The following is a 13,021-nucleotide window of genomic DNA, read 5'->3' as shown; positions in this document are numbered from 1 at the left end:
CTGGCACGAGGGTTGGGCCGAGGAACCGCAGGGGCGCTCGTGGCAGCTGGACAGCGATGAGAAGGGGCCCGCAACCGATCCGGTTGCGGGCCCCTTCCGTTCGCGGTGGCGCAGACCTCGATCAGAAGATCGGGTTGAAACCGCCCCAGCCGCTGGAGATCACCTTGCCGCTCGCGTCGAGCCACTGGCCGTAGCCGTTGGTGGTGTAGAGACGCATCTGGTTGCTGCTGTTGACGCCCAACAGATCCATCATGTTGTCGCCGCTCCAGTCACCCGGAACCATGATGTTCTTGTAGTTGGCCCAGCCGCTGCCGATCTGGGTACCGGACGGGTTGGTCCAGCCGCCCGTGCCGTTGGACTGGTACATCTTCAGCACGCCCGTGGAGGTGCGGCCGATCAGCACCTCCAGCCCGTCACCCTTCCAGGCGCCCGGGGTGAGGAACAGGTTGAACCCGTTCCAGCCGGTGCCGATCCGGGTGCCCGACGGGTTCTCCCAACCGCCCGCACCGTTGCTGGTGTAGCGGATCAGGTCGCCGTTGGACTTGCGGACCATCAGGCTCGGCCGGTTGTTACCCAGCCAGTTGTTCGTCACCATGAGAGCGGTGAAACCCGCCCACCCGCTGCCAATCTTCCGGGCCCCGCCGACGAAGTTGCCCGCGCCGTCGGAGTCGTAGATGAACAGCTCACCGGTCGGCTTCATGGCCATGATGGACGGCTTGTTGTCGCCGTTCCAGTTGTAGACCCGGAAGACCCGGGTGAAGCCGGACCACCCCGCGTTGATCTTCCGCTTGTAGTAGAAGCCGCCACTACCGTCGTTGGAGAAGCCGCTGCCGTAGTACAGCTGGAGGTTGCCCGCGCTGTCCCGACCGATCAGGTCGGTGTGCCCGTCGCCGGACCAGTCGGCGTTGATCAGCTTCGGCCGGGTCAGGTCCGCCTTGATGGCGTTGCTGTAGTAGCTCAGCCGCTCGTAGTAACCCGGGGACGACCCGCACGGCTCGAAGCCCCAGTCGGTGATGCCGACCTGGACCCCGTTGACGAGCAGCGGACCGCCCGAGTCACCCCCGCAGGTGTCGCTGCCCGGCGTGGTGTCGGTGCCCGAACCGGCGCAGATCATCCGGTCGGATCGGTAGAGCGCGCCAGCTGCACAGTCCTCGTTGGACCGCATCGGGACGGTCGCCTTGCGCAGCCGGCTGTCCATCACCGCGTCGTTCGACGAGGTGACGCCGTAGCCCGCGATCTGGGCCGGCGTGCCGGCCGCGTACGGGCTCTGGTCGCCCTGGGCGCTCAGCGCCACCGGGGTGTACGCGCTGGGCAGGTTCTGCTTGAGCGTGAGGACCGAGACGTCGTCCAGGATCGGAGCGTAGGGGTCCTGGTACTGCTGGGCGATGTTCCAGCTCGGGTGGGTCCAGGTCGAGCTGACCTCGGCGACGTAACCGCTGCCGGGGATGATCTGACCGTTGCTGTCGAACAGCCGGTCCTTGCCGGCGAGGACCCGCGTGGTGCCGGGCCCGTCGGCGGTGCAGTGCGCGGCCGTCAGCACCTTGTTGGGGGCGATGATCGAGCCGGTGCACCAGTACCAGTAGTACTCCCCACCTTCCTCAATACTGGTGACGATGCCCACGATGTACGGAAACTCGGAGGCGCTCGCCAGACTTCCCTGGAAGACCTTGGGAGACGCAATCGAGCCGGACTCGAACGCCCGGCCCTTGGCGCCCGGCTCGGGAAGCGTGAGCTTCCCCTTGTGCAGGTTCGGCAGCTTGCTGAACCGGTCCGGTTGGGAACTGCTCGCCGCGTCGTACACGTCGCCCCCGGCGGGGGCGGCGTGAGCACTGGTCGCGGGTGCGACCGCCGCCGCGCCCGCGAGAGCGAGGCCCGCCGCGACACCGGCGTACCACCGCCGTCGGGCTCCTGCGGATGTTGCCACTTCAGCCACTGATTGTTTCCCGTCGTCCGATTAACGAGGTACTCGGAACGGCCCGGATGAGATGCGTCCGAACGGACGGGAAGGTGACGACCGACGCCGGAGCCTCCGGTGCCGTGCGAAATTGTTTCCCCCGTCGTGCCTGCGCCAGCGACACCGCGCGAGCACTCGCTGCGGCGACCTCATTGGCAGTTCCAAGCCGCCACACCGTAGCAAGCATCAGGGCGCGAAAAAAGCTCCAAATAGAGGGTCTTCGCTCGGCCTAGGGGAGGAACGTGGGACCTCCGTCCGGGGGTGGCTGGCCTTCCGGCGCGGAACGGCCAGCCACCGTCCAGACCAGGGGTCTCGCTCAGCGCTGCGCGGAGGACGGCAGCCAGAGGTTGTCGATCTCCTTCTCGGTTGCCGCGAGGCTCGCCTCGTGCAGCGGGATCAGCTCGGCCATCGCCGGGACCGACGGGGCGAGGGTCAGCTCGGTGCTGATGAAGCGCGGCTCCATGCCGGTCAGCGCGAGGCCGTGCGGAAGCCACGGCTCGGCGTGGTCCCAGCCGTAGCGGGGCGTGCCCTCGCCGTAGCCACCACCCCGGGTGGCCAGCACGACGAACTCCCGCCCGCCGAGCAGACCCTGCTGGGAGGCCGGGTCGTACGCCAGGCCGGGCACGATCAGGTGGTCGACCCAGGCCTTGACGCTGCTGGGCGCGCCGTAGTTGTAAAGCGGCAGCCCGAGCAGCACCACGTCGGCCTGCTTCACCTCGTGGATCAGCTGCTCGCTGAGCTCCCAGGATTCGCGCTGCGCCGGGGTGTGCTCGTCGGGGGGCGTCATCCGGGCCAGGCCGCCCGCCGCGTCCAGGTGCGGCAGCGGCTCGGCGCCCAGATCTCGGTACGCCACTGTGCCGTTGGGGTGGGCTGCCTGCCAGACGGCGACAGCGCGGGCGGTGAGCCTCCGGCTGACGGACCATTCGCCACGGATGCTCGAGTCGATATGCAGCAGATGCATGATTCCTCCCCCAGGGATCGTTCGTGAAGCGCCAACTATTTATAGCAGGCCGATGTTCCATCAGCTCGGTAGACTGGGTCACATGTCCGCCGCCCCGCTCGATCCGTCGGAGCACCGCTCAGGCCCGCTGCTGGACCATCTGGCCCGGCGGATGCGGCTGCGGTCCGAGTCGGTGCTGACGCCACTGAGCCTGCGGCCGCGACATCTGGTCGCGCTCACCGTGCTGCGGGACGGCGGCGGGACCAGCCAACAGGCGCTCGCGAGCACCCTGTCCATGGACGGCACCAACATCGTCGGGCTTCTCAACGACCTTGAGGCGATGCAGCTGATCGAGCGGCGCCGCTCGCCCGAGGACCGCCGACGGCACGTCGTCGAAATCACCGAAGACGGGGCAAAACGCCTCAGCGAGGCCGAGTGCGCCCTTGCCAGCGCCGAGAACGAGGTGTTGGGCGCACTGGAGGCGGCCGAGCGGGAGACGCTCTACCAGCTGCTCCGGCGGGCCGCCAGCGGGACGACCGTCACGTGCGAGGCAGTGATCTGCGCGGGCGACGCCTCAGCCGACAACCGTTGACGCCGCCACGCGGCGTACGGCTCAGATCGCCGAGGTCGACTGGGGGCGGTCGTCGCGGACGTGCACCAGCATGTCGCCGGTCTCGATCACGGCGCCGGCCCGGTCGGCCAGGGTGACCACCTTGCCCCGCCGCACCAGGGCGATCACCAGAGAATCCAGCTCGCGCGGCGAACGACCCACCTCGTCCCGCTCCGCCGAGCGCATCGCCAGCGCCATGCCCTGACCCGGGGTGAGCAGGTCCTCCACCACGTCGATGAGCGGCGGGGCCGAGGTGGAGAGACCGAGCAGCCGACCGGCGGTGGCCGAGGAGACGATCACGTGGTGCGCACCGCTCTGCTTGAGCAGCGGGGCGTTCTCCGCCTCCCGGGCAGCCGCGATGATCCGGACCTGACCCGCGGTGAGCTGCCGCACGGTCAGCGCCACCAGCACCGAGGCGTCGTCGCTGTCGGTCGCGATGATCACTGCCTTCGCGTTCCGGACGTGCGCCTCGTTGAGCACGGACGACCGGGTCGCCGAGCCCTCGATCGCGACCAGTCCGGCAGAGGTGGCCTGCCGCAGGGCAGCGCTACTGCGCTCCACCACCACGATCCTCGACCGATCGAGGCCGTTCTCCAGCAGGGCGGAGACCGCGCTGCGGCCCTTGGTGCCGTAGCCGCAGATGATGACGTGGTCCTTCACGGTTCTCCTCCACCGCGACAGGCGACGGCCGGTCCGGTACTGATCGGTCAGGACTTCCAGGGTGGTACCGACCAGGATGATCAGGAAGAGCACCCGGGCGGGCGTGACGAAGAGGACGTTGACCAGCCGGGCCGACGGCGCGGCCGGGGTGATGTCGCCGTAGCCGGTGGTGGAGAGCGAGACGACCGCGTAGTAGAAGCAGTCGAGCAGCGTCAGGCCGTCCTCGTTGACGTCGCGGTAGCCGTCCCGGTCCAGGTAGACCGCGCTGACCACGGCCAGGACCAGGGCCAGCGCGGCGGCCAGCCGTAGGCTCAGCGCGCTCAGCGGACCCCGGCGCTGCGCAGGGAAATGGATCACCGTCGAACCTGCTCCGCCACTGTCACCTGCACGCCCACAACATAGCGGGTGGGCCGTACGCCGCACGTCCGGGTCGCGCGGCGGACAACCGGCCCCGGGCCCGCACCCGACTACCTGACGACAACGACGAACCGGTGCGGGCCGGCAGACGGAGGGGGCGCGACCCTCGTGACGACAAGCGGCGGACGGCGAGCCGAGGCCGACGACGAATACACCGAGTACGTGAGATCCCGGATGGTCCAGTGGCGACGGACCGCGTACCTCATGTGCGGGGACTGGGACCGGGGCGACGACATCCTGCAACGGGTGCTCACCGAGCTGTACCGCTCCTGGAGCCGAGTGCGGCAGGCCGATCACCTGGACGCCCTGGTCCGCACCATGCTGCTGCGGCGGCTGATCGACGAGCGGCGGTTGCGCTGGTCCCGGGTACGGCTCGGCGCCGCACTGCCCGACGTGTCGACGGCCGCCACCGACCCGACCGACCGGATCACCCTGGTCGGCGCGTTGCGACAGGTGCCTCCACGCCAACGCGCGGTGCTGGTCCTGCGGTACTTCCAGGATCTCAGCGTCGAGGAGACCGCCCGGGCCATGGGCTGCACGACGGGAACCGTCAAGAGTCAGACCGCGAAGGGTCTGGCCACCCTGCGCACCCTGCTGTCCACCAGCCTGACCGGCAACTGAGAGGAGCGACGATGCTGGATGAACGCCAGATTGGCGACCTGATGCTGGCCGAGATCGAATCGGCGGAGCGACCCTCCGCGGTGTTGGACGTGGACCGGGCGATGACCACCGCGCGGCGGCAGCGCCGCCGCGCACAGGGGGTCGGTGCGGCGCTGCTGGTGGCGGCGCTGGCCGTCGGCGGGCTGACCGTCCCCGACCTGTTCGCCCCGGAGGGCCCGCCGGCACCGTCCGGTGCGGCAGCCCCCGCCGGCCAGACCGGTCTGCCGGCCGCCTTCACCGCGATGGATCCACAACGCGTGTACGTCCGGTTCGGCTGGCTGCCGGACGGGTTGCCCAATCTCCAGTACCAGGCCGGGCTGCTGCTCTCCGGTCCCGGGGTCTACCTCGGCGCGTCCAACGCCGCCAGCAGTGACCAGCGGCGGAGCGTCAGCGTCGACCTCTACCCGAAGGGAGTGGAGCCACCGGCACCGCAGCGCGACAGCGGGCAGCCGGCCACCGTGACCGACACCAGCGATGGGCCCGACCTGAACGGCGGGGCCAGCACCTTCACCGCGTACGGCGGCGCCGAGGCGCCGGAGGCCATCCTGCGCTGGCGGTACGCCCCGGACGGCTGGGCACAGCTCCGGGTGGTCGGCACCGGACCGGACGTACGGGGCACCGCGGTACAGGTTGCCCGATCGCTGCGATTCGGCGCGGACACCGTCCCGATGCCGGCGACCGTGGCGGGACTGCCCACCAACCTTCGGATGATCACGGTCAACGTGTCCGAGTCACTGGACGAGCCCCGGTCCTGGTACGCCGGGTGGACCTGGACCGCGGAGCCGACCACCGCCGAGCCCCAGTGGCAGCGGGCCCGAACGCTGTCCGTCGGGGTCTCCCGCTACCGCCACATCACCGATCCCGCCGACAATGAGTACGTCGACCCGAACACCACCGTCGACGGGCACCCGGCGCGGTTCGGTGGACAGGACGGCAACGAGTCGCTGACCGTCTACGACGTGAACGGGGCGAACGTGTCGTTCGACGACAGCGCCCTGCTGCCCGCCGGCGGCACCCGGGCCCTGTTCCGGCACATCACGCTGGCCCGGGACCCGGCCGACTGGCACACCCACCTGACCCGATGAACCGTCGGGCCCGCGCCGAGCCGCGGGGCGGGCCCGGACGGGTCGGCCCCGACGGCCGGCAACGGGCATGATGGGGGTGGCCAAACCGACGACCGCGAGAGTGAGGCCCGCATGTCGTTGCTGCGACGAGTGATCGGCGGGGTGCTGCGCCGCCTGCGCCAGAGCCAGGGCCGCACGCTGCGCGAGGTGGCCGCGTCCGCCGGCGTCTCCGTGCCGTACCTGTCGGAGGTCGAGCGGGGCCGCAAGGAGGCCTCGTCGGAGGTGCTCGCGGCGATCTGCCGGGCGCTCGGCATCCGCCTCTCCGACCTGCTGGAGGAGGCTCGCGACGATCTGCGACGGGTCGAGCCGCGCATCCCGGCCGCGCCGCGGGCGATGCTGAGCCGGCTCGAGCGGGTCGAGGTGGCTCGACGCGACGCCGGCAACCACACGCTGCGGGTGGGCCCGCGCACGGCCGGGCCGATCCTGCACCGGGGTCCGGGGGCGGCCGGCCCGACCCTGCACGTCGGCGCGGTGCCCTCCGCCGGTGGCTTGCGCCCCGGTCCGCGTACCGCCGCCCTGCGGGGCTGTGCGCGGGCCCGGGCGGGTGCGCGGCGGCTGACCGCCGCGTAGGCCGCGCGGGTTCTGCCGTCGGCGGATCTGCCGGCGGAAGAATCCCTGGGCCAGCCACCGTCGCCGCGCGCACGCTGGAGGGGCCGGTCCACCGGGCGGTCCCACCGCCCGCCGGCACGGCGGAGGGCGACTGCGAATGATCGACAATGGTGTACGGATGCTGGACGGCGGGCAGCCGTCCTTCGGTGATCAAGTGTTCGAGCGGCTGCTGCGGGAGCGCATCGTCTTCCTCGGCACCGAGGTGACCGAGGAATCGGCCAACCAGATCTGCGCGCAGATCCTGCTGCTCGCCGCCGAGGACGCCGAGCGGGACATCTACCTCTACATCAACTCGCCGGGCGGCTCGGTCAGCGCCGGGATGGCGGTCTACGACACGATGCGCTACGTCCGCAACGACGTGGCCACGCTGGCGCTGGGGTTCGCCGGTTCGATGGGGCAGTTCCTGCTGTGCGCCGGCGCGGCCGGCAAGCGGTACGCGCTGCCGCACTCGCGGGTGATGATGCACCAGCCATCCGGCGGGATGGGCGGCACCGCCTCGGACATCACCATCCAGGCGGAGAACATGCTGCACGTGAAGCGGACCATGCAGGAGCTGATCGCACAGCACAGTGGACGGACGCTGGACGAGATCCAGCGGGACTGGGACCGGGACCGCTGGTTCACGGCCGAACAGGCCTTGGAGTACGGCCTGATCGACCACGTGCTCACCCGCGCCGAGCAGCTACCGTCGGTCTGACCTGTGCCAACGCCGGACGCGGCCCCCTCGATCCGCGTCCGACCAGGCACGAGCGGGCCTGAGTGGTGCCGACCCCGATACGTCCGAGCCTATTCCCGCCGGTGGGAATAGGCTCGGCTGGAGAGGCGCAGCGCATTTCCACGGATTCTCGTTACAGAGATCGGCGTAAATCTGATGCGCCCCAGCCACCGACACCTCGGCATCGCGATGGGGGTGATGCTGGAGAAAGGCGGCCAGCGGCGGTCCGTTAGGGTCGCGTCTATGCGTCGACTGATCCCAACCCTTTCGATCGCCCTCGCCGCCGCCCTCGTGGCTGGCTGTGGCACCAACTCCACCGGCGACTCCGCCGCACCCGCAACGTCCACAGCGGACCCGGTCACCGCCATCCGGCAGGCCATGGATCGCAGCCTCGCCGACACGGTCACCATGGACGCCTCGATCAAGGCCGGCACCCAGTCGATCACGCTCAGCGGAAAGATGGACCCCGCCTCCCGGGCGGTCCAGGTCACCGGCAACGCCCCGGAGCCGATGGAGGCCCGGCTGATCGACGACGCGGCCTACATCAAGTCGGACTCGCTCGAGGGCGAGAAGCCGTGGATGAAGATCGACCTCAGCAAGCTCAAGCCGACCAGCTCGCTGCGCCAGTCCTTCGACCTCAAGGCGCAGACCGGCATCATCGGCGGCGTCGTGTCGGCGCAGGATGCGGGCGGCGGCCGCTACACCGGCACCGCCGACCTGGGCAAGGCGGCCGAGGCCGCCAGTTCCGATGGCGGCATGCGCCAGGGCCTGGAGTCGTCCGCGAAGCTGGCGAAGGACCCGACGGCGATCCCGTTCGAAGCGACTGTCGACGCCGATGGCCGCCTCACCGCGCTGTCCTACACGATCGCCACGAAGACGGTGGGCGACCTGGTCACCGACATGCGCATGAGCGACTTCGGCGAGAAGGTCTCGGTGACCGTACCGCCCGCCAACGAGACCGAGCCCGCCTCCGCGGAGATGTACAAGTTCCTCTGATTCCCGATAGAACGCGGTGCCCTGCGGATGGTCCGGAGGGCACCGACCGTTTCTGCGGGAACACCACCGCCGCGATCAGCCATCGCGATCGGCCGCGTACGAGGCCGGCGGTTGGGCGCTCTTTGCCGTCGTCGTGGCGAGGAGCCCGCACACGGCGGTGGCCAGTCCGAGGGCGACCGCGGCCGGGTTGACGTACCCCGGCACGGACGACGTGACGTACGTGTCACCACCGTCGAGGTGGCATTCGAAACGGAGCGGCAGGTAGCTGACCCCGTACCCGGTGACCTGGCTCGCCAGTTGCGTCCCGGCTTCCCGACACGGCTGGATCGGGAAGGAGCCAGCTCCCCCGTCCTCCGCCTGCATCACCGCGACGCCGACGTGGAGCAGTCCCCACGCGTACATGGCGACGGCGGCGGCGCCGACGAGGAGCGCCGCCGCCCGCAGCCGCGCCGGCCGGGAGCGCCCGCCTCTACGAAACACCGCGACGAGCCCCCGAACGGTGAGGACCACCGTAGTGACGGCGCCGCCGAGCGCGGCGAGGAGCAACACGAGAAACAGCATGGCGCCGTCCTTGGTCTCGCGGGGTCGTCACGGCGCCGAGCGGGCGGCGCGGTGACTCAGCCCAGGTCCTGTCAGCAGTCGAACGGTCGACTGCTTCGGGAACCCAATCACCCGCTGACGGCCACTGTCCAAGACCGCACGTCTGTCGGTCCGATAGGCGTCCGGATATCAGCCCTGCCTGTGGGGGTCTGCGGGTCGTCCCGGCGAGAGGCACGGCGGGAGGCATCCAGAGCCGAAGCCCCCGTCGCCACGGCCGGGAGCGCCTTCGCCTCGCCTCGCCTCGCCTACCTGGATCTTGCCCCAGAGGTCATCAGCGGAGTGGAGTGGGGAGAGGCACTTCCCCGCTCAGAGCCTTCTCGGCCAACTCGATGCGCTGACGGTGCAGAGCGCTGTCGCTTAGAGGGTGGCCGGGCACGTTGGTACAGCGTTGGGCTGCGAGGGCATCGCAAACCGGACATTGAAGGAACAGCCCGCTGGATGGCACCAGGTCGACACCTTGAGCCAGCGCCGCCCGGCCGATCTTGACGATCGCCATGTACAGGTCGTAGTCCTGGTGCCGCGCGGCGGCAGCAGCCACCGCCCGCATCCCTTCCCAGGACTGTTCGGCGGCCCCTGGTTCGTCTACGTCGATTCGCACGATTGCGCATCCCCGCCCTCAGGTCGGCCAAACCCCACAGCTCATCCGTCCGCGGCCTGAACTGCCCCTTGGGCCCGGGACACCTCTTGACCTGGCATTCTGCCGAGGAGGGGGAAAGCGCTATGGCGGCCTCCGGCATCCAGAGCCGCGACCCCGTCGCCACGGCGGATCGGTGGCGCCTGACGCAGACGCTCGGAATCCGGCGGAGTCGCCGCAGGTGTTGTGCGTGCCCCCGGCAGGATTCGAACCTGCGACACACGGTTTAAGAAGGAGAGAGCCCTTCATGGACTGCGGACTCGCCACCAGCACAAACGGTACCGGCCAGGCCGGCCGCCCATGATCATTCCGCGCATACTCCGGATGCCCGCGATCGCTGGTAATCTTGGATCAGATCTCGTCCTGTGTGGTCTGGGTCCGACGGCCTGCTAGCCACAGGCCAGACGCTCGTAGCTGTCGGTCTTACAACCTTCCTCGCTCCCCTGCTGAAGCACTTGACAGACGGCCTCAGGAGCCGGCCGATCCCTTCGCGGATCACCGTCCATCGGATGCTGATCCGCCACGGCCTGATCGATCCGACACCTCGCTGGCGTCGGCGGGAGGGCTACCACTTCGCCGGCAGGCGCGTCACCGTCCGCCTCGACCGCGGCCTCATGCAGATCACCGCCGACGACGTCCTGCTACGCAGCCTGCCAAACCCCCTCACCGCGGCCGAGATCGCCCGCATCCGCGACGCCCGCCCCGCCGGACCACCACCTACCCCGGCACCCGAACCCGTGCGGGTGGAACGCCGCGTCAGCTGCCGAGGATCCCTGGTCATCGCCGGTCAGCGCACCCACGTCGGCATCGCCCACGCCGGAGCAACCCTCGCCGTCGAAGCCGCTGGCACCACCTTCCGCGTCTACGACGCCGATCAGCTGATTACCGAGGTCGCCCGATCCACCACCAAGGCCATCGCTAGATTCAAAGCCCGTAAACCAGAGCCCCCACGACGGGCAGCCGCCCCGCTCGCCCGTCCAGCGCAAGGAGTAGCAGCCCGGTGAGCTTTCACATGCACCTGCGGGCCACGGCCTCCAACGAGGTCCCACAGGACTTCTCGTCGCTGCTTGACTTCATGTGGGCCGCCTGGGAGGCGCACCCGGAGGAGTACGCGGCTGGCATCGCCGATTCCATCGAGAAGGACTTCGGCCACGTCGACGAGCTCTACACCATGGGCACGGACCACGGTGACGCCACGAATGCCGCCAGCACTCTGCCGATCTTCGGCGGCCGCCAGATATACAGCAGCCCGGCGAAGGACCAACCGCCGTTCGTCATCCTCAGCCCCGCCGAGACGCGAGGAACGGCCGAGTTCCTCCGCATCGTCTCCTTCGACGAACGCTGGCAGATCGCCGGGGCGAAACTCTCCACGCCATACGTCGGCTGGAAGGACGAGAACGCGGCCAGGAACATCTTCCTCGGCTACCACAACGACCTACGCACCTTCTACGCGCGGGCCGCACAAGCCGGACACACGGTGATCAAAGCCTTTTGGTATTAGACGCCGTCGGGCAACGCGGCCCAGAACAACTAGCCGCTCGACGCGCAGCTGGCTACCCGCGACACAAGATCGTCTAGCCGGACGTGTCACCCACGTCCCGATACTGATCTGTCACGCAGGTCCTGAGACCCGACATCGCCGGCAGCCGGCTGTCGGGCTCCATTTGATGAGGGACGGACCGGTGTCAGATGTTGGGTGATAGTCCCCGGCCTCTCCGCGCTTCGGGGTCACAGTGCGTGCTGACGTGCCGCCGATCGGCGAGACACGTGATCATCGACCCGGTGTAAGACGGCAATCCAGACACCGCCCCGGCTGTGTGCTCAGCGCATGACGACGCCGATCACGTTTTCCACCGGCACTGGGCCGTTGTGCGAGGAGTCGTTGGCCGCCTCTCGGTAGTCGCCGAGGAGGTAGAGCGTCCCCGCAGGCACGGTGGTGGACTCGAACGCCGCTGGGGCCCCGAAGGCCGGTTCATTGACGTAGGGCTCGTCCTGGGCGGTGCGGTTACGGATGATCCGGCCCTGAGCGTCGCAGCAGGCGATGGTGTCACCAGGCACCGCCACCACTCGTAAGATCCGTGGCGTTCCATCCGGATTCCAGCCGTGGCTGTCCGGTGGATCGAACACCACAATGTCGCCCGTGCGCGGCTGGTATTCGCCCGGCTTCACCACCTTGGCGGTGACAACCGAACCTACCGTGATCGTTGGCTCCATGGTGGGGGAGTTGACCTCGTAGCGCTTGTTCCGGGCACCATCGCCGAGCGCCCCGCAGGCGGTCAGCGAAACGACGAGTCCGACCAGGACGACCATCTTCCGCACGCCTGGATCCTGCCAGGCCGCTTCGCGCCTAGCGAAGTCGGCGCTGGAACCGCCGGAACGGGTGCTGCGTTCGGCCGACCGGGCGGGAACTTAGGCCACCACCGTCACGGTCAGTGCCGGTCCACCAACCGCATCCGGTAACAGATCAAGTGAAGCCAACGTGTCACCCATCTTCCGGAGTACGACATCGCCGGCAGCCGGACTGTCCTGTTACGGGACATGCTTGACGCTCGCGTCCCACCTGATGCCCGACATGATCCTCAAGAGGGAGTTGCGAAGCCCTCACGGTCCGCGACAGGGGCGTGCATCGCGGCACGTCAGTGCGTTCAGCGGAGGGTGAGCCGATGCTCGGCGATCTGTTCTTCCACCGGCCGACCGGACCATGCCAACCAGGGGTCCACGCCGGACTTGGGCACGACCACCGGCCCGTTGCCTGCCAACGCGTCGGCTATGCGACCCGACTCGATGAAGGCGCGAGCCTGGTAGCTAACAGACCAAGCGGTTTCGTGCTCCCGCGTTCCGGCGATCACCCATTCACCCGTGCGGATCTCGTCAACGCGATCAGCGAGGAAGGCAAAAGCAATCTCGCTAGCCTCTTCATCGGTCATGCTCGCGACCCTAACGCCGAAACACGACGTCGCCCCCGGCCGGGACTACGCCGGCGCCGCTTCGTCCAGGCCGTGGCTGCCGCCGGACTCGCCGACGTGACTCCGCACGACCTGCGCGCGACCCACGCGAACTGGGTTGCCGACTCTCACGGCGTGCTGGTCGCCGCCCGCCGCC

At 69.3% G+C, this 13,021-nt stretch carries 15 protein-coding genes; 8 read left to right on the top strand and 7 right to left on the bottom strand.

Translation table 11 applies throughout. The features are described 5' to 3' along the window. Nucleotides 1–121 precede the first annotated feature (121 nt). Together ACFYPS_RS06175 and ACFYPS_RS06170 are read right to left on the bottom strand one after the other, a co-directional pair. Complete coding sequence (locus tag ACFYPS_RS06175; RefSeq protein WP_354964543.1) at nucleotides 122–1,924, bottom strand: trypsin-like serine protease; 1,803 nt, start codon at nucleotides 1,922–1,924, stop codon at nucleotides 122–124. A gap of 346 nt (nucleotides 1,925–2,270) precedes the next feature. Next, entirely contained in the window at nucleotides 2,271–2,915 is a 645-nt protein-coding gene (locus tag ACFYPS_RS06170; RefSeq protein WP_354964542.1) for an NAD(P)H-dependent oxidoreductase, read from the bottom strand. An 82-nt stretch (nucleotides 2,916–2,997) separates the two neighbouring features. Between ACFYPS_RS06170 and ACFYPS_RS06165 the strand changes: the two genes are divergently transcribed. After that, nucleotides 2,998–3,486, top strand: coding sequence for a MarR family winged helix-turn-helix transcriptional regulator (locus ACFYPS_RS06165; RefSeq protein ID WP_387323110.1), 489 nt, complete (start codon nucleotides 2,998–3,000; stop codon nucleotides 3,484–3,486). Nucleotides 3,487–3,507: 21 nt separating this feature from the next. On the opposite strand, the gene ACFYPS_RS06160 is transcribed toward ACFYPS_RS06165, so the two are convergent. Next, nucleotides 3,508–4,521 carry a potassium channel family protein gene (locus ACFYPS_RS06160; protein WP_387323108.1) on the bottom strand — a complete coding sequence of 338 codons (1,014 nt, stop codon included), beginning with the start codon at nucleotides 4,519–4,521 and terminating at the stop codon, nucleotides 3,508–3,510. Between the two features lie 168 nt (nucleotides 4,522–4,689). Here ACFYPS_RS06160 and ACFYPS_RS06155 point away from each other — a divergent pair, with 168 nt between their 5' ends. From ACFYPS_RS06155 to ACFYPS_RS06135, 5 genes are all read left to right on the top strand, one after another. Next, the gene (locus ACFYPS_RS06155; RefSeq protein ID WP_354964539.1) at nucleotides 4,690–5,202 is read left to right on the top strand and encodes a SigE family RNA polymerase sigma factor; all 513 of its coding nucleotides are present in this window, start codon (nucleotides 4,690–4,692) and stop codon (nucleotides 5,200–5,202) included. 11 nt (nucleotides 5,203–5,213) lie between these two features. Continuing rightward, the gene (locus ACFYPS_RS06150) at nucleotides 5,214–6,326 is read left to right on the top strand and encodes a hypothetical protein (protein WP_387323106.1); all 1,113 of its coding nucleotides are present in this window, start codon (nucleotides 5,214–5,216) and stop codon (nucleotides 6,324–6,326) included. 111 nt (nucleotides 6,327–6,437) lie between these two features. Continuing rightward, the gene (locus ACFYPS_RS06145) at nucleotides 6,438–6,935 is read left to right on the top strand and encodes a helix-turn-helix domain-containing protein (RefSeq protein ID WP_387323104.1); all 498 of its coding nucleotides are present in this window, start codon (nucleotides 6,438–6,440) and stop codon (nucleotides 6,933–6,935) included. A 136-nt stretch (nucleotides 6,936–7,071) separates the two neighbouring features. Then, nucleotides 7,072–7,671 (top strand): ClpP family protease, encoded by a 600-nt coding sequence (locus ACFYPS_RS06140; protein ID WP_387323103.1) that lies wholly within the window; start codon nucleotides 7,072–7,074, stop codon nucleotides 7,669–7,671. Between the two features lie 261 nt (nucleotides 7,672–7,932). Then, the gene (locus ACFYPS_RS06135; protein ID WP_387323101.1) at nucleotides 7,933–8,685 is read left to right on the top strand and encodes a hypothetical protein; all 753 of its coding nucleotides are present in this window, start codon (nucleotides 7,933–7,935) and stop codon (nucleotides 8,683–8,685) included. A 75-nt stretch (nucleotides 8,686–8,760) separates the two neighbouring features. Here ACFYPS_RS06135 and ACFYPS_RS06130 read toward each other — a convergent pair whose 3' ends face one another. Both ACFYPS_RS06130 and ACFYPS_RS06125 read right to left on the bottom strand, forming a co-directional pair. Next, complete coding sequence (locus ACFYPS_RS06130) at nucleotides 8,761–9,246, bottom strand: hypothetical protein (RefSeq protein ID WP_387323099.1); 486 nt, start codon at nucleotides 9,244–9,246, stop codon at nucleotides 8,761–8,763. Between the two features lie 310 nt (nucleotides 9,247–9,556). Then, a complete protein-coding gene (locus ACFYPS_RS06125) occupies nucleotides 9,557–9,883 on the bottom strand; it encodes a hypothetical protein (protein WP_387323097.1) in 327 nt (108 codons plus the stop codon). Between the two features lie 545 nt (nucleotides 9,884–10,428). Between ACFYPS_RS06125 and ACFYPS_RS06120 the strand changes: the two genes are divergently transcribed. After that, nucleotides 10,429–10,923, top strand: a complete 495-nt coding sequence (locus tag ACFYPS_RS06120; RefSeq protein WP_387323095.1) for a hypothetical protein — start codon at nucleotides 10,429–10,431, stop codon at nucleotides 10,921–10,923. Beyond that, on the top strand, nucleotides 10,920–11,420 hold the full coding sequence (locus tag ACFYPS_RS06115) for a DUF1877 family protein (protein ID WP_387323093.1): 501 nt from the start codon (nucleotides 10,920–10,922) through the stop codon (nucleotides 11,418–11,420). The genes ACFYPS_RS06120 and ACFYPS_RS06115 overlap by 4 nt, the downstream gene beginning before the upstream one ends. 320 nt (nucleotides 11,421–11,740) lie before the next feature. Here ACFYPS_RS06115 and lepB read toward each other — a convergent pair whose 3' ends face one another. Continuing rightward, entirely contained in the window at nucleotides 11,741–12,229 is a 489-nt protein-coding gene (lepB, locus tag ACFYPS_RS06110; RefSeq protein WP_387323586.1) for a signal peptidase I, read from the bottom strand. A gap of 335 nt (nucleotides 12,230–12,564) precedes the next feature. Next, nucleotides 12,565–12,846 (bottom strand): YrhB domain-containing protein, encoded by a 282-nt coding sequence (locus tag ACFYPS_RS06105; protein ID WP_387323091.1) that lies wholly within the window; start codon nucleotides 12,844–12,846, stop codon nucleotides 12,565–12,567. Between the last annotated feature and the right edge of the window lie 175 nt (nucleotides 12,847–13,021).

It is taken from the genome of Micromonospora sp. NPDC005087 (genome assembly GCF_042872965.1).
Taxonomy (GTDB): Bacteria; Actinomycetota; Actinomycetes; order Mycobacteriales; family Micromonosporaceae; genus Micromonospora.
Note: the sequence above shows the minus strand (reverse complement) of the source record. Positions and strands in the feature narration are given on the sequence as shown.

Excerpts from the sequence above, each read along its gene's own strand:
- ACFYPS_RS06150 (WP_387323106.1), top strand. The coding sequence starts at position 5,214 with ATGCTGGATGAACGCCAGATTGGCGACCTGATGCTGGCCGAGATCGAA.
- lepB (WP_387323586.1), bottom strand. The coding sequence starts at position 12,229 with ATGGTCGTCCTGGTCGGACTCGTCGTTTCGCTGACCGCCTGCGGGGCG.
- ACFYPS_RS06105 (WP_387323091.1), bottom strand. The coding sequence starts at position 12,846 with ATGACCGATGAAGAGGCTAGCGAGATTGCTTTTGCCTTCCTCGCTGAT.
- ACFYPS_RS06140 (WP_387323103.1), top strand. The coding sequence starts at position 7,072 with ATGATCGACAATGGTGTACGGATGCTGGACGGCGGGCAGCCGTCCTTC.
- ACFYPS_RS06165 (WP_387323110.1), top strand. The coding sequence starts at position 2,998 with ATGTCCGCCGCCCCGCTCGATCCGTCGGAGCACCGCTCAGGCCCGCTG.
- ACFYPS_RS06145 (WP_387323104.1), top strand. The coding sequence starts at position 6,438 with ATGTCGTTGCTGCGACGAGTGATCGGCGGGGTGCTGCGCCGCCTGCGC.
- ACFYPS_RS06135 (WP_387323101.1), top strand. The coding sequence starts at position 7,933 with ATGCGTCGACTGATCCCAACCCTTTCGATCGCCCTCGCCGCCGCCCTC.
- ACFYPS_RS06130 (WP_387323099.1), bottom strand. The coding sequence starts at position 9,246 with ATGCTGTTTCTCGTGTTGCTCCTCGCCGCGCTCGGCGGCGCCGTCACT.
- ACFYPS_RS06170 (WP_354964542.1), bottom strand. The coding sequence starts at position 2,915 with ATGCATCTGCTGCATATCGACTCGAGCATCCGTGGCGAATGGTCCGTC.
- ACFYPS_RS06120 (WP_387323095.1), top strand. The coding sequence starts at position 10,429 with ATGCTGATCCGCCACGGCCTGATCGATCCGACACCTCGCTGGCGTCGG.